Source organism: Nocardia terrae (genome assembly GCF_009760405.1).
Lineage (GTDB): Bacteria > Actinomycetota > Actinomycetes > Mycobacteriales > Mycobacteriaceae > Nocardia > Nocardia terrae.
On record NZ_WRPP01000008.1, the window covers coordinates 264,349 to 284,835 of the forward strand.

Below are 20,487 nucleotides of genomic sequence, written 5' to 3' on the forward strand. Positions count from 1 at the left end.
TGGGGGAGGTCGGCAGGGATGGACAGCGCAATCGCGGAGGCCGAGCGGCAGGCCAGGATCGTTCGATTCTGGCGCGCGGTGGAGTATTTCAGTCCGCAGCAGGTCGACTCACCGAAAAAGGCCCCCAAAGAGGTCGAGCGAGTCTTCACCGGACAGCTTCTGCCCTGGGAACGCGAGGCCAAGCCGATCTTCCCCGGCTTCGTCTGGCGGCACACCGTATACGCGGGCGTCTTCGACATCGAGAAGATCCGCGACGTGCTGCAAACCGCGCTGCCCACCCCGGAACCCGATCCCGATCACGCTGGTCGAATCAACGGCCAGAGTGCGCTTCTCAGTCTCACCCTCGATGACACCGGGCGCTTGTACAGGGAGAGCGTCACCGTGTCCTCCTGCGCTTGGGCCCTGGGCAGAACCGTCCTGCCCCCGGGTCCTGGCAGTAGCGAATGGCTGGATGGGTTCGACGATTGCAGTAAGGACATACGGGCCACGTTGTTCGAAATCGGCGATGGCCGAGTCCGCATCGAAGCATCTGGAAACCCCGAATCGGGTGGTAAGCGAGTCTTGCGAGCCATCGCAGGCGTGAGTGCCCGGGTGGCGCTCGATATGGCGACCGGCGGGCTGGCCTCCTTGGCCGGCATCGTCGGCACCGCGGTCACCGAACACTTTGGTGAAGTGGCCGGCAAAGTCGCCGAGAAGATGTCCGACGCGCTCGCGAAGGATGCGACATCGGCAATCGAGAAGCGGGCGAAGAAGACCGAGAACGACGAGGAGCCGTCTGCGGAGAACGCCGCCGACCAGGAATCGACACCCAAGAATCTCGGTACGAAAGCCCTTACTGTCGAGGATCTTTCAGCAATCACACGCTGGGTGGCCGAGGCACTTGGCGTGGACGATGTCCTCGAACCGACCGAGATCTGGGTGAAGTCCTTCCGGGTCTCGGCGAAACATGCCGACGAGATGTCCGGCGACGAGATCATCAACAGCTTCTACGCCAAGGACCTGGAGAAGGTCGCTACCGAGATTCTCGACAGGAATGCCGGGCGAGCGTTGACGGCCTATCTGCGTTCGGACGAGTCGATCAACGCGGACGGCCGGATCGACGTACGCCAGCAGCCGCACGAGATGCTGAAAGCGGTATCCCCAGAGGCGATGCCGCTCGGACGCTGGCCGGCCAAGCCGGAGCATCCGTTGAACCTGAGTCAGCAATTCGCGGTCAACCAGATCCTCGCCACTCTGGGCGATCCCGAGGCCCGTGGAATCTATGCGGTCAACGGCCCGCCGGGAACTGGCAAGACCACCATGCTGCGCGACCTCATAGCCGCGGTCATCGTGAAGCGCGCCGAACGGCTGGCCGATCTGCCGAATCCCCGCGCGGCCTTCGCCTCCTCCAGCTCGACAGTTGAATGGACATGTGTCGAGAGCGGGCACACCCGGCGGATCACTCCGCTCATTGCCGAGTTGACCGGATTCGAGATGGTGGTTGCATCATCGAATAACGGTGCGGTGGAAAACATCACGATGGAAGTGCCGGCGCTGGACTCCGTCGACCGCCAGACATTTCCCGATGCCGAATACTTCTCAGGTCCGGCCACAATGCTCGCGGGAGAACCGTGCTGGGGTGCCGTGGCCGCACGATTGGGGAACCGAAACAACAGGTCCGAATTCGTCAAGAGATTCTGGTGGGGAAACATCGACCGTGGTGGTCCCCAATCCGCGAATACAGAGCTCACGGGATTGAGCCCGATTCTGAGGGACCTCGCGCAACAGGGTATGCAGCCTGATCCCGACTTGTTCGCGCGGGCGGTCCAGACGTTCCGGAACGCGGTCGCGACCGTCCGCCGACTCGCCGCCGAGCGGCAGCGCGTCGCAGAGATCGCCGAGCGGGCGGTAACCGAGGACCCGTACCTGAGAACGCTTCGCCGACAAGCCCGCAACCACGTTGAACAGATTCAACGGCTCCAGGCGATGCGGGCCGATCTCTCCAGCACCGAGACTTCCGCAATCTCCGCGAAAAATCGTGCAGAACAGGCGGTTTCCACTGCAGTCCAGGCACTCGAGGCAGCTGACGCGGCTGCGCGCGCCGCACTTGCTCGCCTCGGTGACGCTGAGCGAGCAATGTACGCGCATGCGGGCACCAAGCCCGGCTGGTTGAAGCGGCTGCTCTCGGGTGGGACAGCGATGCCGGACTGGGAGGACGCCGCGGGGCCCTTCCTCGCCGAGGTCACCGATGCCCGTCGTTCGGCCGATGCGGCCCAGGCCCTGTGCGGGTCGTACGAGACCGAATGGCACAAGCGCCAGCACGAATACAGCACGGCCGCAGCCGCGGTGAACGACTGCCGACAGCGTTTGGACCGCTGCGACCAGGCGATTCAACAAGCACAAACCAACGCGCGATCCACCGTTCACTCTGTGCGGCAACGGCAGTTCGAGATTCAGCAGGAAGCGGCGCTGCTCGAGCAGGCGAGAGAATTGTGGGACGGGGCGGTTCCCGGCGACGAATGGAATCCCCTGGGCGTGGAAGCCACGGCCGATGACCAACGCAATGCCATGGAGAAGCGGGAGAGATCCGCGCCGTGGATGGACAAGGAATTCGCCGAAGCACGGTCCCGGGTGTTTCTGGCCGCACTGGCCCTTCATCACGCCGTTCTGACCGCCGAGCCCAAACTCGCCTGGGACAACCTGCGCGCGGCCGTCGACGTTGTCAAAGGTGCTGCACCCGTCGAGCTTCCGCCGCACAAGGCCCGTGCGGCATGGCAGATGTTGTTCTTCGCCGTTCCGGTGGTCTCGACGACATTCGCGTCCGTGCCGACGATGTTCAACGCGCTCGGAAGAGAAGACCTCGGCTGGTTGTTCATCGACGAAGCGGGACAGGCGACACCGCAGGCCGCCGTCGGAGCGCTGTGGCGCAGCCGACGTGCGGTCGTCGTGGGCGACCCGCGGCAGTTGGAGCCGGTGGTGACATTGCCGTGGCAAGGCCAGCAACGTCTCTACGCCAAGTTCGGTCTCACCAAACGCTGGACCCCGCAGTTCGCGTCGGTCCAGTCGATCGCCGACCGGGTCAACGCCTACGGCACATGGCTGCCCGAGCCCGACACCTCCGAGCGGATCTGGGTCGGTTCACCACTGCGCGTCCACCGCCGGTGCGACCCCCTCATGTTCGAGGTCAGTAACACCATCGCTTACGACAACATGATGGTCTACGGCGTCACGGGCCGCGACGAGCCGTTTCCCTTGGGCGACCGAAATCTCTGGGTGCAGGTCGATGCCCGAACGAGTGGCGGCAAGTGGAATCCGGAGGAAGGCCGACTGGCGCTGACGATCCTGCGTCGGGTCCACAGTCGCATCGAGGCGATCGTCGACGAGGAGTTGAGGCGAGAGGGCACCGACCACCACTCCACCCCACGTGACCGGGACGCCGAGATCGCCGCCCGCTTCGCGGAGTCGATCTTCATCGTGAGCCCATTCCGGGCGGTCGCCACGGCACTCGACCGCTACCTCCGGAGGGAGGGCATGCCGATCCCACGCGACCGGCTCGGCACGGTCCACACTACGCAGGGCAAGGAAGCCGACATCGTCATTCTCGTCCTGGGCACCGCCACCCACGAAAATCGAGCCCGCGAATGGGCCTCGGGCACACCCAACTTGCTCAACGTCGCCGTTACCCGCGCCCGTCGCCGACTCGTCGTGATCGGAGACTTCCACCGGTGGGGCTCACTGCAGAATTTCAGCGCACTTGCCGAGCACGCGAAGCCGGGCGGACTGCTCGAGCACTGGACTCCCGCCCCCACCCGCGAGTAGTCCCCGACGGCTTCGGGAACTGTTCAACGCCACCGAATTTCAGCACTCTCGCGGCATACACGGAACCGGGCGGACTGCTCGCCCCGCTGGCTGCCTGCGCCCGGACGGTAAGATTCGGACGCTATTTCACACTTGGCCAGAGAGCGTCACGAACATGTGTCATCGCCTCGGTCGGCTGCGCGCCCGTGTCGATCCCGAGCACATGGATGGTTCCCAAATTTCGTTCGTTCCCTGAAATTCGCAACGTCCGATGAGAATGCACACCCGGACTGGGATGCACGATGGCTGCGACGGGTGAGTCGCCCGGCGAGTACCCGGCAATATAGGTGAGCAGTTGGTGCACGTCCGCCGCACTCACCGTCTTCGAGTCATAGCGTTTGTACTTCGCGTCGATGGGGAGCAGCGCGGGCCGCACGCGGTCGGCGCTCAGACGGACCAGGGCATCGGGCCGGAGCGGCGGGCGGCTCTCGCGATCGCCGAAGACTGTGAGAGCTGTCTTCCCGCTGGAAGCGACCAATTCCGCACCGGCGGGAGCCGCGTCCCCGATCAGGCGGCAGGCGGCCGCCTCCCACAACCTCGGCATGTCCAGCAGCAGACTCTCCGCATCCAGCCCCCGGTCGATCAGCAGGTCGGTGACACCGCCACCGCGGAGCAGCAATCCGGCCCAGGTGAGTGCGGGGCGATAGCGAGCGTTGAGTCGGGTGTAGTGGGCCCGATCCAGGTGACGGGCCACCGAACTGCGCGACCCGGTGGGGAATTCGGCAGCCAGTGCGGCGAGCTCACGGGCCAGACCGGCATCCCCGACCCGAGTCTGGGCGACTCGCAACGCAAGTCCGCAGACCTCGTTCTCCCACACCTGCACCGCCCGTTCATGGGTGCGGGCGTGGAGTTGGTCGACCATACCGAATCGTTTGGTCGCTTGCGCCATGATGTCCAGACGGCCTCGCAGTACCGGTGCGACTCGATCGTGGGGAACGTAGTCGCGACGAAGACCGTCCCGCAACAGGATTCGGCATTCATCGGCGAGGGCGGCTGCGACTGGGTCAGCGATCCCGTGCCGATCGATCGACCATCGGCGACGGGTGGCTTCGTGCGGCACCGGGGCGTGGATCGCGTAGCTCAGCCACGTCAGGAGAGCGTTGCGTGGGAAGGCGATCTTGGGCGTCATGATCAAGCGCCTGCGGTCGAGTGCGAGTACGCCGACTGTGGCGCCCGCGGTCAGTCGCCACCCGTGCCGGTCGGCGGACACGGTTACCCGGCGCTGAGCCTCGAGCGCCCGCAGTCGTTGCAGGTCGTGCTCGGTGAGATCATCGAACGGCACCGAAATCGTCTCGTACTCGGACAGTTCGAGGGGTTCAGGCGTCAACTGGCTTCCCCGCCGGCCAGGAATTCGGCGGCCAGCGCGGACGCGAGATCTTGCACCGCGACCTGAGCGGGTCTGCCGGTGTCCTGATCCACCAGTCCACCCAGGATCTGGCGCAGCAGTTCCGCGCGCCCGACGCAGTAGTCCTCGAGCAGCGGGACGATGTCGTGGTAGTAGGCGGTGAAGAGCTCCTCATCGGTGGCGAGTGGTTCGCTGTCGCACAGCAGATAGGCGTGACCGATCTGATGGTCGGTGTCGAGGCATTCAGCGATACGCCCATTGAGGGAGGTAAGGAAGGCCGACAGCTCGAGCGGGCCGATCGCCCCGGACAGTGCGTCGGGATCCGGCCCGACGTAGACGAATCCGAAGCGGCGGCGAATGGCGGCGTCGAGGTGGCTGACACTGCGGTCGGCCGTGTTCATGGTGCCGATGATGCGCACGTTGGCGGGGACGGCGAACCGGCGCTTGCTGATCGAGAGCTGCACCTCGATGCCACGTTTGTCGGATTCGAGCAGGGTGATCAGCTCGCCGAAGATGCGCGGCAGATCACCGCGATTGATCTCGTCGATGATCAGCAGGTAGACATGATCACGATCCTTGGCGGCGGCGGTGCACAGGTCATGGAACAGTCCGTCGGTCAGCGCCAGCCGCAGTCCGGTCGCGGCGGCGTCGTGGACCGGCTTGTAGCCTTCGACGAAATCCTCGTAACCGTAGGAGGGGTGGAAGGTGACGAGCTGAATTCGCCCGTCCGCCAGCATTTTCGCGATCGCCGATCCCCGGTCGGGCGTGTCGATCGATGCGGCACGGCCGTCGACGGCCAATGCGGCGCTCAAGGCCAAGCGGGTCTTGCCTGTCCCGGGTGGACCGTGCAGGATCGCCTGCTTCTTCCGGTCGAGTACCGCCAGCAGCTGTGACACATCCTCGGGGACGGGCACTTCGAGAGCCTCGGATTCAGCGAGGTCTCCCATCCGAAGGAATTGCGAGAAAAGCTGTTCGGAAACCTTCGCAAAGGTGGGAACCCAGGCCCGCTGCGGTTCCGGCAGGTCCTGCTCGTATCTCGTATCCCATGCGACCGGCACGACATGCTTGGCCAGAGCACGGGATTCGTCGAAGCGATAGCCCTCGGTGACCGTTCCGATCGCCAGGATGTGGGTCATGCCCAGGTTGGCGACCACCCGGTCGCCGGGTTGAAGATCCCGGTAGGCCAGCAGGTTTCGCGCCTTGACCAGATTGCCCCCGGCGGTGCGCGGCCAATAGGAGTCGAGCGCGAACTTGAGTTCGGTGTCGCTGGTGTACTGGGCCAGGTCTCCGACCTCGTCCCACTCCACGCAGATGTATCCGCCGCTGAGGCATTCGTCCCAGAAGCTCGCGTTCCGGCCGGGCGCGATCTTCCACACGGTGCGCTTCTCCGGGCGGGGATCGAACTCCGAGTAGAGGAAGTGCATCACTTCGATCGGATGCCATTGCGCCAGTTCTGGATCGGCCGCCACAATGTCACGAAGGTGCCGATTCACTCGCCAGGCCGGAGCATTGCGTTCAGGGGTTCCGCCGAGGGCTTGGACGAATGCTCGCAGGTGGGAGCCGGACGCGATCGGCAGAAACTGGTCCGGGTAATAGACCGACAGCGTCTTGGTCGCCAACGCCTGTCCCGACTGCAGCACCGGCAGATCGTCCAGGACCGAGAAATCTCCGCGGCCGACAGCCTCGAGCGCGGCCGCGAACTCCCCGCGCAGTCGCACCCACGCGTCCTCGACGTCCATACCCCGCAGGTTCGCCGCCAGCCGCCATTCGCCCGAGTTATGGCGGTAGATCATGTGTTTGATCGCGCTGCCACCGCTGATACTGCCCAGCGCGGGGGTGTTGAACTCCAGCAGACGGCAGTAGGTGACATCGTCTCCGTCAGCTCCGAGCCCCAGCGCATACCGGCTCAAGGGCAAGCTCGGCCATTCCTCCAAGGGAAAAAGCTTCAAGACCTGCTGCCGCTGTTCCTCGGCCGCGGCGAGCGTCTCGGCCAAGGCGGCACGGTCGAACTCGGCGATCGCGTTGCGAATGTTCATGTCTGCCTTCGGTCCGGCTTCAGCCTCGAGCGCCCCGGAACAGCGCCGCGATGTCCTCATCCATCGAGTACACGCAGGGCTGGCCATCCGGATACCGCCACCGCCACATGTATCCGCGTCCAGCCTCCGCGCACAGCCGGCTCGGCCTGGACAATATCCCCGCCGCCGACTGGCTCCCCGACAACCCGAGCAGCTCCGCCAACTCCTGACCGGAGAACTCCCGCCCCGGAGCATCCACTAGCACCGAGAGCAACGCCCGAGCCTTGTCGGACAATCGATCCCACACTTCGGCGGCGAGATCGGCATCGGAAGGAGTCCACGGCTGCGTCGCTATGTTCACTCCGCAAGGGTTGTCGATCGAGGTGGGGACGTCAATTCGATTCGGTCGCTACGGCCGATCGAAGCTTCCCGCTTTCACAGCACGAGTGAAGCTGTCCCAGGCTAGACCATCAAAAACCAAGACGGGACTGCATTCACCCAACTTCGAGTCACGCACAGCAACCCGGCCAGTACGTAGATGAGCAGCCTCTACGCATGCCTCCCCGCCCTGGCTCCGACTGCTCTTGAACCATCGCGCTCCGGCCAGATCATTCACGATTCATACTCCTTCGCAACCGATCTCAGAAGATGCTTGCTGTCCGTCTCGCTCAACGCTACGCGGCCGATCTTCACGTAGGCATCCCGGTAGCGGGAGACGTCTGTGTCGCTGTCGAAGTACAACCGTGTCCCGTACGACTCGACATAGATTGTCGTGGGCTCCACCGGTTCGCCAGTACTCGGATCGAGAGGAAACTCCAGCATCACGAACGGCCCGACATGACCGCCGACAGGAAACCCGACCCGGAACGGAACCACACGAACTCTGACGTTCGGCGGTGTGTCGGCCAATCTACGCAGCTGTGCCGCCATGACTCTGGGTGAACCTGCCACTCGCCGAAGTACCGCCTCGTCGATGAGGAGGTCGACTTCGACCGGAGACAATCGACGAGTAATCGCAGCCTGCCGCTGAATCCGAACCTGCACCCGCTGCTCCAGCTCCATGACCGTATCCGAGCTGAAGAACACACGATCCAGCGCTCTCGCGTAATCAGCCGTCTGAATGATTCCGGGCACGGTGTCGGGCTGGTACATGGTGATCCGTTCGGCGGCCACTTCGAGCGACATGTAAGTCTCGAAATCAGCAGGAATCAGATCCTCGTATCTCGTCCACCAGTGGGAATCATCAACTGGCCGCGTGCGCCGATCCGCTTGCAGCGCGAGAGCCTTCATCTGCTGCGTCTGCTCCTCCGGCACGCCGTAGAGCTTGCACAACGCCTCGACGTCAAGCTGACGTATCCGCGGATTCTCCCCCTTCTCCAATCGTTGTAGCGTCCCGGCTCCCCGCTCGATCAGCCTGGCCGCATCGGCCAGGGAGAGCCCCACCGCTTGCCGCAGCTCCCGGAGTTGCCTCCCCAACTGCCGCCGAGGAATCGTCGTCGGATTCTTGCTCATCAAGACCGCTCCAAAATCTTTGGATGGCGCGCATGCCCGATCGTGGGTGACTGCTTGAAGAACTGCGGATTCCATTGTCCGCGTGGCCTGGAACTCCCGCAGGGGAAACGGGCGGATTCCTTTGGTTCATCCAATCTCGCCGCGAACTCGACGTCTCAGGTCCTCTACTGAGCAGACATCGAACAACACCGTCCGTCATCGCTCGATCCGAGTCACAGGAGTCCGTAATGCCTTGGGACGCATGGGCACTGCTGTCGATCATCGCCCTCTGCATCACTGTCATCCTCTGGTCCTGCTGGGGCTTCTACACCGACAGCCACTCGAAAAGCCCAACTTCCCTACGGCTCCCGCTCGCCGGCGGCGGCCACCTCGACGTCCCCCGCTCGACCGGCCACCCCACCGGAAGACACCGCTCCCGCCCCCGAAAGTGACCAAACAATGACCCCCGCCGAGGTAGCCGTCCTGGCCGCCCTCCACCCCGACAACGTCCTGACCGCAGCCCAAATCCAACAGGCCTCAACCCTGACCACCTGGCGAACCCGAAACGCCCTCGCCCAACTCGAATCCCGCGGCCTGATCATCCCCAGCCACCCCCGCGGCCGCTGGCGAATCAGCCCTCGCGGCCGCGCCGCCCTGATGACGAAGGGAAGGCGTTTCGCCTAGCTCACGGCCTGATCCCTGGGTCGACTCGGCTGACTCGGCTCCGGACCTCTCCACCACGGGCGCTGGTACGCCGAGTCGTCAGATCGGGAGGTCGGGCCTTCTGCACAACGCGGGGCGTTTCGCGCTGAGGACTCGCCGTCGGCCCAGCAGTCGGCTTCCATAGCGCCCTCATCACCCGCCAGGTCAGCCTCCGCCGCCGACCGAACAGGTTGAAGATCAAGATGGTCGGCGCGGCGCGATCAGGCCGCCCCGCCATGTCGGGCAGTGCGGACCGTTCCACCGACAGATACGGCGACCTGGGAAAGGAGTCGGCTCGTCGGCGCGGTTCGATACCCTCACCACATGATTACAGGGGAACTGCGGAGCAAGATCGACCGATTGTGGGACGCCTTCTGGTCGGGCGGGATCTCGAACCCGCTGGAGGTGATCGAACAGATCACCTACCTGATGTTCCTGCGCCGCCTGGACGACGTGCAGACCGCGAAGGAGCGGCAGGCGCACTGGACCGGCGAGCCGGTGGAGAATCCGATCTACACCTTGGCGACCGAGCACCTGCGGTGGTCGAAGTTCAAGGAGCTGGACCCGGAGGCCATGCTGGCCACGGTGCGCGACGAGGTGTTCGCGTGGCTGCGCTCGGCGGGCGGCGAGGACTCCACCTACGCCCACCACATGAAGGACGCCCGCTTTACCATCCCCACCGCGAACCTGCTCACCAAGGCCGTCGACATGCTCGACGGCATGTCCTTCGGCCAGGGCGACACCAAGGGCGACCTGTACGAGTACATGCTGGGCAAGATCGCCTCCGCCGGCCAGAACGGCCAGTTCCGCACCCCGCGCCACATCATCGACCTGATGGTGCAGATGATGGCCCCCGGCCCGCACGACGAGATCTGCGACCCGGCATGCGGCACCGCCGGCTTCCTGGTCGGCGCGGCCGAGTACATCAAGCACACCCACCCCCGCATGCTGACCGACCTGGAACAGCAGAAGCACTTCCACCACAGCATGTTCCACGGATTCGACTTCGACTCCACCATGCTGCGCATCGCCAGCATGAACATGCTCATGCACGAGATCGAGCAGCCCGACATCCGCTACCGCGACTCCCTCGCGCAAACCGTGGCCGGAGAGGGCGAGAAGTACTCGATGATCCTGGCCAACCCGCCGTTCGCGGGCAGCCTCGACTACGAGTCCACCGCCAAGGACCTGCTCCAGGTGGTCAAGACCAAGAAGACCGAACTGCTGTTCCTGGCGCTGTTCCTGCGCCTGCTCAAGCCCGGCGGCAAGGCCGCGGTCATCGTGCCCGACGGCGTGCTGTTCGGATCCACCAAGGCGCACAAGGAACTTCGCCGGACCCTGGTCGAGGAGCACAAGCTCGACGCGATCGTGAAGCTGCCCAGTGGTGTGTTCAAGCCCTACGCCGGTGTCTCCACCGCCATCCTATTCTTCACCAAAGACGATGAGACAGACCACGTTTGGTTCTATGACGTCGCCGCCGACGGTTTCAGCCTCGACGACAAGCGGACTCCGCTGCTGGGCGAGGACAAGCTCGGCGCTGTACCGTCCACCAAACTCACCGAGGGTGAGCACGCCAAGAACAACCTCCCCGACGTCCTCGAACGTTGGGGACGCCGCAACGGAAGCGAACGCGAGCGCGCCCGCACTGCACAGAGCTTCTGCGTACCCAAGGCCGCCATCGCCGCCCAAGACTACGACCTGTCCCTCAACCGGTACAAGGAGATCGTCCACGAAGAGGTCGAGCATCGGCCGCCACTGGAGATCATCGAGGAATTGGAGCGGATCGAAGCCGAAATCCAGCAGGGCATGTCGGAGTTGAAGGGAATGTTGGGATGAGCTCGGTTGCGCAAGTGGAGCTCTCGGAATTCATGGTGAGTCGTGGCGGCACAGTAGATCCGTCGCAATATCCCGACGAAGAGTTTGAGCTTTACAGCATTCCGGCCTTCGATACCGGTACACCTGACATTACAGAAGGAGCGCAGATTGGATCGAACAAACAGATAGTCAAGCCTGGCGACGTCTTGTTGTCGAAGATCGTTCCCCACATTCGTCGCGCTTGGATTGTCGAGCCACACACGGATCGCCGATTGATTGCATCTGGTGAATGGATCATCTTTCGGTCAAAGATGTTTTATCCGAACTATCTGAGGCAGCTTCTTATTAGCGATGCCTTTCATTCGCAGTTCATGAACACAGTTGCAGGTGTGGGTGGCTCACTTCTTCGAGCCAGACCGTCTTTCGTTGCGCGAATTTCAGTGCCCCTCCCATCGATATCGGAGCAGCAGAGGATTGCGGAGGTGTTGGATCGGGTGGATGCGCTGCGGGAGAAGCGGCGGAAGGCCATCGCCCTCCTCGACGACCTCGCCCAATCCATCTTCCTCGACATGTTCCCAACAACGATGAAGACAGTGAAGCTCAGCGAAAGTCTCAGCTTTGTCACAAGTGGTGGTCGCGGCTGGGCAAAGTATTATTCAGAGAATGGAACTCGGTTCATTCGCTCCCTCGATGTCCGAATGAATTGGATCGACGATGCCGATGCAGCGTACGTGAACGCACCGGATAACGCTGAGGCAAAGCGAACTCGCGTTTTCGAAGGTGATGTGCTTCTAACTATCACAGGTTCACGCATTGGACGCGTTGCACCCGTTCTCGGGACCCTTGACGGTGCTTACGTAAGCCAGCATGTGGCAATTTTACGCCCACAGAGGGACACCATCGATCCGAAGTTCCTTGCCTTCTTTCTTAGCCTACCGGCCCGTGGTCAGAAACAGATAAGGTCGATGCAGTATGGGCAGACTAAGCCCGGCCTTAACTTTGAGCAAATACGGAGTATCGAGGTGCCGGACGCCTCACTGGAGCAGCAGCGCCGGTTCGGTGATCGTCTGCAAAGCGTGCAGTTCATCGCGGAGGAACACCGCAATCATCTCGCCGAACTCGACGCCCTCTTCGCCTCCCTCCAATCCCGAGCCTTCCGAGGCGAGCTGTGGCAGCATGAGGCGAAAGATCTTGTAGGGGAGGGTGTCTCGTGAGCAATGGCAGCAATTTCGCGTTCCTGCGGCCGGAGTGGCCGGAGCTGTTCGCGGAGGCGGTGCGGGCGGAGCGGGCGGCGGTGGGCGATCCGCGGGTGTCGTGTTTCTATGCGCGACGGGCGCTGGAGTTGGCACTGGAGTGGGTGTTTCAGGCCGATGGGACGCTGAAGAAGCCGTATCACTCCGATCTGTCGGGGATGATTCACGAGCCGACGTTGAAGGACCTCGTCGGGGCGGGGCTGTCGGCGAAGATGGATGTGGTGCGTCGGCAGGGCAATATCGCCGTGCACCGGAAGAACCCGGTGGCGGCCGCCGATGCGATCATGGTCGTGGCCGAGCTGTTTCACGTCATGTTCTGGATGGCCCGCACGTATGCGCTGCAGGCCCAGCATGTGCCGGCCGATGTGCTCGCCTTCGATGCGAATCTGATTCCCAAGCCGATTCCGGCCGAGGTGCGGCGCAAGAAGCAGGCCGAGATTCAGCAGATGGCGGCCGATCTCGAAGCGCATCGCAAGCAGTTGGCCGAGGAGCGAAGCAAATCCAAGGAGTGGGAGGCGGAGCTCGCGCAGCTGCGCGCGGAGATCAAGGCCGCGAAGGCGGCCAATGCGGCCCGGCCCGATCACCACGACTACAACGAGGCCGAGACCCGCACATATCTGATCGATCTGCTGTTGAAGGAGGCCGGGTGGGACCTGTCGGGTCCGAACGATCGTGAGTACACGGTGACCGGGATGCCGACCGAAAGCGGCACCGGGCATGTCGATTACGTGCTGTGGGACGACAACGGGAAACCGCTCGGGCTGGTCGAGGCCAAACGCGCCTCCAAGAGCGCCGAGGCGGGCAAGCATCAGGCGCAGTTGTACGCGGACGCGCTCGAGCAGCAGCACGGGCAGCGGCCGGTGATCTTCTACACCAACGGCTACGACACCCACATCTGGGACGACGCCTTCTATCCTCCTCGCCGGGTGCAGGGCTTCTACACCAAAGATCAACTGCGGCTATTGGTTTCGCGTCGTGCGGGGCGCAAGACGCTGAGCACGGAGAAGGTCAACGAGGAGATCGCCAACCGGCATTATCAGATTCGCGCCATCCGTCGGATCGGTGAGCACTTCGAAGAGGACAAGCAGCGGCAGGCGCTGCTGGTCATGGCGACCGGCACCGGCAAAACCCGCACCGTGATCGCGCTGGTGGATCTGCTGAACAAGGCCGGATGGGTGAAGCGGGTCCTGTTCCTTGCGGATCGGCAGGTGTTGGTGAATCAGGCGGTGAACGCGTTCAAGGCGCACCTGCCGGGGATGCCGACGGTGAATCTGCTGACCGAGAAGAGCACCGACGCCCGCGTCTACGTCTCCACCTATCCGACGATGTTGAACATGATCAACGAGTTGGACGACAAGGAGGAGCGCAGGTTCGGGCCGGGCTACTTCGATCTGGTCATCATCGATGAGGCGCACCGGTCGGTGTACCAGAAGTACAGCGCCATCTTCGAGCACTTCGATTCGCTACTGGTCGGTTTGACCGCCACGCCGAAGGACGAGGTCGACCGCAACACCTATCGGCTGTTCGGCCTCGAGGACGGGGTGCCCACCGACTCCTACGATCTGGAACAGGCCGTCGCGGAAGGCTATCTGGTGCCGCCGAAGGCCGTCGCGGTGCCGTTGAAATTCCAGTTGCACGGCATCCGCTACGACGATCTCCCCGACGAGGAGAAGGAGAAGTGGGACGGACTGGAGTGGGACGAGGACTCCGGCGTCCCGGACGAGGTCGCCGCGGACGACCTGAACCGCTTCCTGTTCAACAAGGACACCATCGACAAGATGCTCGAGACGCTGATGCGGTACGGCGCGAAAGTCGCCGACGGTGAACGTCTCGGCAAGACGATCGTCTTCGCCCGCAACCAGAAGCACGCCGAGCTGATCGTGGAGCGTTTCGACGCGCTGTTCCCGGAGTACAAGGGCGAATTCGCGAAGCTGATCACCAACCAGGTCAGCCACGCCCAGAGCCTCATCGACAAGTTCGAGAACACCAACAGCGCACCGCATATCGCCGTGTCGGTGGACATGCTCGACACTGGTCTCGACGTGCCCGCGGTGGTGAACCTGGTATTCGCGAAACTGGTGCGGTCCAAGACCAAGTACTGGCAGATGATCGGCCGCGGCACCCGCCTGTGCCCGGACCTGTTCGGCCCCAACCAGGACAAGACCGGTTTCCTGGTGTTCGACCTGTGCGAGAACATCGAATTCTTCAACCAGGACATCCCGACCGCCGAGGGCCGTGCGCAGCCGTCGATGAGCGAACGGCTGTTCAGCGCCCGCGCCGACCTGCTGCGCGATATCGACCAGATGCAGCAGCCCGGCCAGCGACCCGCCGAGATCGCCGACACCGAGCCCGGCTCCACTCTCGACCTGCGCTGGCAGCTGGCCGACAGGCTGCAACTCGAGGTGGCGAACATGAACCCGCAGAACGTGGAGGTCCGCCACAAGCTCCGCTACGTCGAGGAGTTCAGCAAACCGAACAGCTGGGACATCGTCACCCCCGACATCCGCATCCGGGTCGACGAACTGGCGGCGCTGCCCACCGAATACAAGGAGAACGAGAACAGCCCGCAGGCCAAGCGTTTCGACTATCTCGCGCTGCGACTGCAACTGGCGGTGCTCACCGCCGACCCGAAATTCACGAAACTGCGGGAACAGGTGCAGGAGATCGCCTCCCAGCTGCACGACCCGACCCTGCAAAGCATCACCGCCATCAAGCAGCGCTACGACTTCATCGAGGACGTCGCCGGCGATGCCTGGTGGGAGGACGTCACCCTGCCCATGCTGGAAACCATGCGCCGCCGACTACGCGGACTGGTGAAGAACATCCAGCCGAAGGGGAAGCAGAACCCGCTGTACACCGACTTCGAGGACGAACTCGGCGACATCACCGTCACCGAGGTGAAGGGTCTGCCCGGCAGCGGCAAGGGCATGGCCCGATTCCAGTCCAAGGTCCGCACCTACCTACGCAGCCACGAGGACCAGTTGGCGGTCCAGAAGATCCTGCGCAACAAGCAGATCACCACCGCCGACCTCACCGAGCTGGAGAAGATCTTCCTGGACAACGGATTCGGCACCGATGCCGACATCGAGCACGCCAAATCCGAGCACGGCGGACTGGGGCTGTTCCTGCGCTCGCTGACCGGCCTCGACCGAGAAGCCGCCGCCGAGGCGTTCGACCAGTTCCAAGCGGGCAAGAACCTCACCGCCAACCAGCTGCACTTCCTCGATCTGCTCATCGATGTCATCGCCCAAAACGGTCTAGTCGAGGTCAAGGCGCTGTGGAAGCCACCGTTCCTGTCGCTGGCCCCCAAAGGACCCGAAGACCTCTTCACGGAGGACGAGGTCAATGGGATGGTCGCGGTGCTGAGGAATCTCCGTACGACAGCAGTTCCGGTAGGCGATCAGGAACTCTCCGACCGGATCGCCACCTGATCCGAACCAGCGACGGTTCGGCGTCCCCTCCGATCGGCATCCGATGTGCGGAGGAAGGCCGAACCGTCGCGCTGTCTTTCTCGAAGGCTTCGTCATGGGTGGGGTTGGATCTTCGAAGCGTTGGGCAGCGGGACATTCGCTCGTCGGTGGGTGCCGAAGCTCGAGTATCGCCTTGCCCCCGTGACGTTGTTCTTGCTCTCGGAGCGGGCGAGAACCATCGGCAGACTCGTATCAGAATCACCGACACCCACTACGGGATATTCTCAGCGATTGACACTGCCATCGTCAGCGGGCGTATCGAAGGAGGAACTCCGGCCTCCGGTATCGGCGCAGAACGAGATCGACCGCTTCGGGAAAAGTAGTTCCCAAGAGCCGAAGTCCGAGAACATCGTCCGAAACTACGCGACCGTCGTCCAAGATGAGGAGCGAACTCGTGCCGCTGGATTTGGCCGCCAGCGGCGACATCCGATGCCCGACCTTTGCTTCCAGATCCGCGTAACGGTCGTAATTTCCGTCACCGACCTCGAGCGGGTCGAAGAAGATCGGATCAGCACCCCACAGCGCTTCAGGGGCTTCTGGCGGGCGCAGAGCGAGCTTGCCGAAGCTCTCCAGGATTTCGACGGCAGCTGGGGACATGAGGTATCCCTGGTCGTCCAGATCAGCAAACCAATCCGTGACGTCAATCCGGCGATCCGGCGTCCAACCGGCCGCAGGGACAACCTCGGAAGTGACCGGATTCGGCCAGTCGATCTTCATAGCATCATCCGATACCGATCGGCAGATGCTACCCGTCAATCAGCCAGTTCAATATCGTGCTCTGCGGCGTAGGTGGCGAGTTGGGTGTCGAAAGACGGTGTGCTGGAGAGCATCCAGACATCACCGCTGCCTTTCACCACGACGATGGGGCCGGTGCCGGGGCCCATCGAGTCCGACATATTTCGAGTTTCGAGGTAGCGCTGGGTGTTCCAGCCGAAGGTGAAGCACCGGCTGTAGTCCTTCGAGGAGGGGTACAAGGACAGGGGGCGCTCCGCGGAGGAGAAGCCCTCGAGATAGTTTGCTGCCAGTGCGCGTGCCTGGGGTTCATCCATGTTGGCTCTTTCAGTTCGTTCGGAGGAATTCGAAGCCGCTGTAGTTGTGGAGGTCGGCCCAGGTTCCGGTTTGGCCGTCCACGTAGAAGATCTTGCCGCCTCTGTTGATGACATTGAAGACGTGGCCCGATTCGTAGAGGCCGTTCTCGTCGAGCCACACTCCGTGGACGATGCCGCGGGAGCCTGGTCCGGCGTCGAGGAGTTGTTGCTCGATCTCCTTGTAACCGGAGACCTGGTGGAAGGAGTTTCCGTGCCCGACTGCGTTGAGAACGTCGTCCGGCCAGGTGAAGTCGGTGGCGGCCTTGTCCGAACGGCGGACTGCGGTGACCTCGTTCCCGGCGAGACGCTCTTCGACTGAGACGACACAGGACTGACAGTTGTTCCGGAATCCCCTGACCGGTCCCCGATGACGAGACCACCCGGGAGTAGAGCCAGGTGATTTCGTTCCGTGCTCAGTTGGTCCCGCAGGCCACCGGGTGGTGGGTGTGGGTGCAGGCCGCAGCGTACTCGGCCGGCGTTTTGTAGCCCAGCGCCGAATGCCGGTGCCGCCGATTGTGGTCGGCCTTGAAATCGCCGATCACCACCCGGGCCTCGAGCAGGGTCGTCCAGTGGTTGCGGTTGAGGCACTCGGTCCGTAGCCGCCGGTTGAACGATTCGACGAAGCCGTTGTTCCAGGGTGTGCCAGGCGGAATGTAGGAGATCCCGACCCGATCGCCGCAAAATTGTTGCAGGGCAGCGGAAATCATCTCCGGGCCGTTGTCCATCCGCAGCACTCTCGGTGGGCCGCCGGCCGCGGCGAACACCTTCTCCAACTCGGCGACCAGTCGCTCGGCGGTGATCGAGCGTTCCACCACGTGCAGCAGCGATTCGCGGGTGTGCTCGTCGATCATCGACGCGATCTTCACCGCTCGGCCGTCGGTGGTGGAATCGAACTGGAAATCCAACGCCCACACCACCTTCGGCGCATCGGCCTCGACCGGCGGGACCGAGGAAACCCCGGCCCGTTTGCGGGGGTGATGTTGGCGGACCTGCAGGCCCTCCTCGCGCCAGAGCCGGTGGACCTTCTTGATGTTGACCCTCGCGCCCTCGTCGAACCGCAGCCCCGCCCAGGCGCGCCGGAACCCATGCCCGGGATTCTTGACCGCGTACGAGCGCAACCACGCCCGCAAACCGGCATCCGGATCGGTCGCAGTGTTCTTGATAGGCAGCCGCCGATAGGTCGACCGCGCCAGCCCAACGACCTTGCACGCGAACCGTTCCGACATGCTCTTGCACTCACGAAGCATGTCGACGGCGCGGCGCTTGGCCGCTGGGCTCAGAATTTTCCCCGTGCGATCTCGCGCAACGCGTCCTTTTCCAGTTCGGCATCCGCGAGCAGCCGCTTGAGGCGGGCATTCTGCTCTCGCAGTTCCTTGAGCTCTTTGGCCGCGTCGGTATCGACTCCGCCGTACTGGCGGCGCCAGTTGTACAGCGTCGCCGCTGATACCCCGATTTCGGCGGCAGCCTCCTCGCCGGTCTTACCGGCGGCGGTCAGCTCGTCGGCACGGCGCAGCTTCCGCACGATGTCCTCCGCGGAATGCCGCTTGCGTCCTGCCATGTCGATCAGTGTCCCTTCTCGGCCCTCACCAGGCCAAACAAGGACTCTAATACCAAGTGGTCTCATTCATCGGGGACAGCCCACCCCACTCGCCGGTTTTGTACATCGGGTTGATGTTGGCGAGTTCGGGGAAGAACTTGTCGAACAGGGCCTGATCGGCGTTGGCGCTCGAGATGGCAGCGCCCTCGGGCAAACTCGCCAACTCGGCCTTGCCAGCGGGTGAAAACGCTCCTCGGCGAAGGCTCTTCGCCTCGAGTACCGCCGCGCGGGGCTTGCTCATATCGCGCAGAACAACCTGTGATTCCCAGAGTCGTTTGGCCGTGCTCCAGCTCTTTACCGCCTCGGCAACACGCGTCGCGTAGGTGGCGACAATGCCCTCCGTCGCGGCGGTTCCGACGAGTGCGCTCACGCCGAAGGTCAGAAAGGATGCTGCGTATGTAAGCGCCAGGTCGGCCCCGAGGGCGAGGCAGAGTTCCTTCAGGATGTCGGTCAGGATTTCGTGGCGGAGGTTGTCGAGCGCGGATTTCTGGTCGGTGCAGAAAGTGGAGAGGTCACCGCAGGCGCCGAGGACATCGTCGAGTGCGCCTTGCAAGGTCGAGGAGTTTTTGGGAGAGCTGTTGGGCGTCTTCGGAGTCGTTGCGTTGCAGGACTCCGGCGGCGTTCTTCAGGACCGAAGCCTCGGAGTGGGCCGTGTGCAGACGACTCCAGGCGTCGGCGGCGGTTTGCAGCTTTCCAGTATCACCGTCGGGGACCGGGAGGCCCACCTTGTCGGCGAGACGGATGAGGGATTTGGCGTCGTCGCGCAGGCCGTGGCTGGGGCCACCCGCAGATGGTGGGCTGCCGTAGATGCGGCAGGACGGAGCAGGGACGGGCGGCATCGCGGTCGGGGAACCCGTGTGATCGACGATGCTGTTGTATTCGGCCAGGTAGTGGTTGTAGCCGGCCTGGACGATCACGCCGCCGATTTGCTCCAGTGCTTCACCGAGGTTGGAGACCATGCCGAGGAGGTCGGTCACGCGTTGGTCGTATGCCTTGCCCCAGGCGACACCGGCCTCGTCGACGCCGGCCATTCCGCTGCAGTCCTCGAGGGCCTTGGTTTCGGTGAGGAGCGCCGTTTGAAGCGCGTCTTCGAGGCCGAAGCAGGCGCGTCCGACGGTGGATCGTACAGCAGCTTTTCAGCAAACCAGAGGGGAGCTGAAACTCTGCGCCACCCGGGTGGGGTGAGGGCTGTGAGCGAGGAGGAGGTCGGGCTCGCGGTGGCGGCGGATTATGAGATCCAGGGCTTGGGGGAAGGTGGGGCCCAGGAGGTGGAGGGCCGAAGTGGAGTCGGAGACGACGTTGCCGTTGTCGAGGACCAGGAGGAAGGTTGTGCCGGTGGCATTGACCGCGATTGGGGTCATTCGGCGGCCGAGGGCCAATTCGAAGTCGGCGTAGCGGTCGTACATGCCGTGGGCTACGTCGATGGGGTCGAAGAATAGTGGGTCTTCCGACCACAGAGCGCTGGGGATTTCTGGTGGGCGGATTGCGAGGTTGCCGAAGCGCTTGAGGATGGTGGCCGCGGGGCGGGAGACGTGGAAGCCTTCAGCTTCCAGGCGGTCTGTCCATTCGGTGATGTCGATGCGGCGGCGGGAGGTCCAGCCAGCTGCTGTGAGAGCTTGTGCCGTAATGGGATTGGGCCAGAAGAAGCGCATAGAGATTATTCGCCGCTGGAAAGCTGTGGGTGCGTATCGATTTGGTGTAGTTGTCCAGATACGCGAAAACCCCCTGACCGAAGTCAGGGGGTTTTGCGAATGATGTTCCGGCGGTGTCCTACTCTCCCACACCCTGTCGAGTGCAGTACCATCGGCGCAGGTGGCCTTAGCTTCCGGGTTCGGAATGGGACCGGGCGTTTCCCCACCGCTATAGCCGCCGTA

18 protein-coding genes and 1 rRNA gene are annotated in these 20,487 nt (G+C 63.4%); 6 read left to right on the forward strand and 13 right to left on the reverse strand.

The window, feature by feature from the left end:
- Positions 1–18 precede the first annotated feature (18 nt).
- On the forward strand, positions 19–3,798 hold the full coding sequence (locus tag GPX89_RS34340) for a DEAD/DEAH box helicase (RefSeq protein WP_198347725.1): 3,780 nt from the start codon (positions 19–21) through the stop codon (positions 3,796–3,798).
- 121 nt (positions 3,799–3,919) lie between these two features.
- Here GPX89_RS34340 and GPX89_RS34345 read toward each other — a convergent pair whose 3' ends face one another.
- From GPX89_RS34345 to GPX89_RS34365, 5 genes are read right to left on the reverse strand one after another with little or no spacing between them, the layout of a single operon-like run.
- Entirely contained in the window at positions 3,920–5,164 is a 1,245-nt protein-coding gene (locus tag GPX89_RS34345; protein ID WP_157391855.1) for an McrC family protein, read from the reverse strand.
- Positions 5,161–7,218 carry an McrB family protein gene (locus tag GPX89_RS34350; RefSeq protein WP_157391856.1) on the reverse strand — a complete coding sequence of 686 codons (2,058 nt, stop codon included), beginning with the start codon at positions 7,216–7,218 and terminating at the stop codon, positions 5,161–5,163. The genes GPX89_RS34345 and GPX89_RS34350 overlap by 4 nt, the downstream gene beginning before the upstream one ends.
- Positions 7,219–7,237: 19 nt before the next feature.
- A complete protein-coding gene (locus tag GPX89_RS46345) occupies positions 7,238–7,558 on the reverse strand; it encodes a DUF6416 domain-containing protein (RefSeq protein ID WP_407939514.1) in 321 nt (106 codons plus the stop codon).
- A 48-nt stretch (positions 7,559–7,606) separates the two neighbouring features.
- Complete coding sequence (locus GPX89_RS34360) at positions 7,607–7,813, reverse strand: DUF397 domain-containing protein (RefSeq protein ID WP_328602633.1); 207 nt, start codon at positions 7,811–7,813, stop codon at positions 7,607–7,609.
- Positions 7,810–8,709, reverse strand: coding sequence for a helix-turn-helix domain-containing protein (locus tag GPX89_RS34365; protein ID WP_157391858.1), 900 nt, complete (start codon positions 8,707–8,709; stop codon positions 7,810–7,812). The genes GPX89_RS34360 and GPX89_RS34365 overlap by 4 nt, the downstream gene beginning before the upstream one ends.
- Positions 8,710–8,936: 227 nt before the next feature.
- Here GPX89_RS34365 and GPX89_RS34370 point away from each other — a divergent pair, with 227 nt between their 5' ends.
- From GPX89_RS34370 to GPX89_RS34390, 5 genes are all read left to right on the forward strand, one after another.
- Positions 8,937–9,140 (forward strand): hypothetical protein, encoded by a 204-nt coding sequence (locus GPX89_RS34370; RefSeq protein ID WP_157391859.1) that lies wholly within the window; start codon positions 8,937–8,939, stop codon positions 9,138–9,140.
- A gap of 7 nt (positions 9,141–9,147) precedes the next feature.
- Complete coding sequence (locus GPX89_RS34375) at positions 9,148–9,372, forward strand: eS19 family ribosomal protein (protein WP_157391860.1); 225 nt, start codon at positions 9,148–9,150, stop codon at positions 9,370–9,372.
- Positions 9,373–9,714: 342 nt separating this feature from the next.
- Positions 9,715–11,226, forward strand: coding sequence for a type I restriction-modification system subunit M (locus tag GPX89_RS34380; protein ID WP_157391861.1), 1,512 nt, complete (start codon positions 9,715–9,717; stop codon positions 11,224–11,226).
- Positions 11,223–12,419, forward strand: a complete 1,197-nt coding sequence (locus GPX89_RS34385; RefSeq protein ID WP_157391862.1) for a restriction endonuclease subunit S — start codon at positions 11,223–11,225, stop codon at positions 12,417–12,419. Before GPX89_RS34380 ends, GPX89_RS34385 begins: the two co-directional genes overlap by 4 nt.
- On the forward strand, positions 12,416–15,889 hold the full coding sequence (locus GPX89_RS34390) for a DEAD/DEAH box helicase family protein (protein WP_328602634.1): 3,474 nt from the start codon (positions 12,416–12,418) through the stop codon (positions 15,887–15,889). Before GPX89_RS34385 ends, GPX89_RS34390 begins: the two co-directional genes overlap by 4 nt.
- Positions 15,890–16,174: 285 nt before the next feature.
- On the opposite strand, the gene GPX89_RS34395 is transcribed toward GPX89_RS34390, so the two are convergent.
- From GPX89_RS34395 to rrf, 8 genes are all read right to left on the reverse strand, one after another.
- Positions 16,175–16,645 carry an SUKH-3 domain-containing protein gene (locus tag GPX89_RS34395; protein WP_157391863.1) on the reverse strand — a complete coding sequence of 157 codons (471 nt, stop codon included), beginning with the start codon at positions 16,643–16,645 and terminating at the stop codon, positions 16,175–16,177.
- A 35-nt stretch (positions 16,646–16,680) separates the two neighbouring features.
- Positions 16,681–16,977, reverse strand: coding sequence for a YrhB domain-containing protein (locus GPX89_RS34400; protein ID WP_157391864.1), 297 nt, complete (start codon positions 16,975–16,977; stop codon positions 16,681–16,683).
- 10 nt (positions 16,978–16,987) lie between these two features.
- On the reverse strand, positions 16,988–17,548 hold the full coding sequence (locus tag GPX89_RS46350; RefSeq protein WP_407939521.1) for a toxin glutamine deamidase domain-containing protein: 561 nt from the start codon (positions 17,546–17,548) through the stop codon (positions 16,988–16,990).
- Positions 17,430–18,574, reverse strand: a protein-coding gene (locus tag GPX89_RS34410) for an IS3 family transposase (protein WP_157391934.1) whose coding sequence is annotated in 2 segments (ribosomal slippage) — positions 17,430–18,298 and positions 18,298–18,574 — 1,146 coding nt in all. Because the reading frame shifts where the segments join, the coding sequence is not laid out codon by codon here. Before GPX89_RS34410 ends, GPX89_RS46350 begins: the two co-directional genes overlap by 119 nt.
- Positions 18,575–18,620: 46 nt before the next feature.
- Positions 18,621–19,166 carry a hypothetical protein gene (locus GPX89_RS34415; protein ID WP_157391865.1) on the reverse strand — a complete coding sequence of 182 codons (546 nt, stop codon included), beginning with the start codon at positions 19,164–19,166 and terminating at the stop codon, positions 18,621–18,623.
- Entirely contained in the window at positions 19,126–19,644 is a 519-nt protein-coding gene (locus tag GPX89_RS34420) for a hypothetical protein (protein ID WP_157391866.1), read from the reverse strand. The genes GPX89_RS34415 and GPX89_RS34420 overlap by 41 nt, the downstream gene beginning before the upstream one ends.
- 105 nt (positions 19,645–19,749) lie before the next feature.
- The gene (locus GPX89_RS34425; protein WP_157391867.1) at positions 19,750–20,265 is read right to left on the reverse strand and encodes an SUKH-3 domain-containing protein; all 516 of its coding nucleotides are present in this window, start codon (positions 20,263–20,265) and stop codon (positions 19,750–19,752) included.
- A 105-nt stretch (positions 20,266–20,370) separates the two neighbouring features.
- Positions 20,371–20,487 (reverse strand): 5S ribosomal RNA (gene rrf / locus GPX89_RS34430).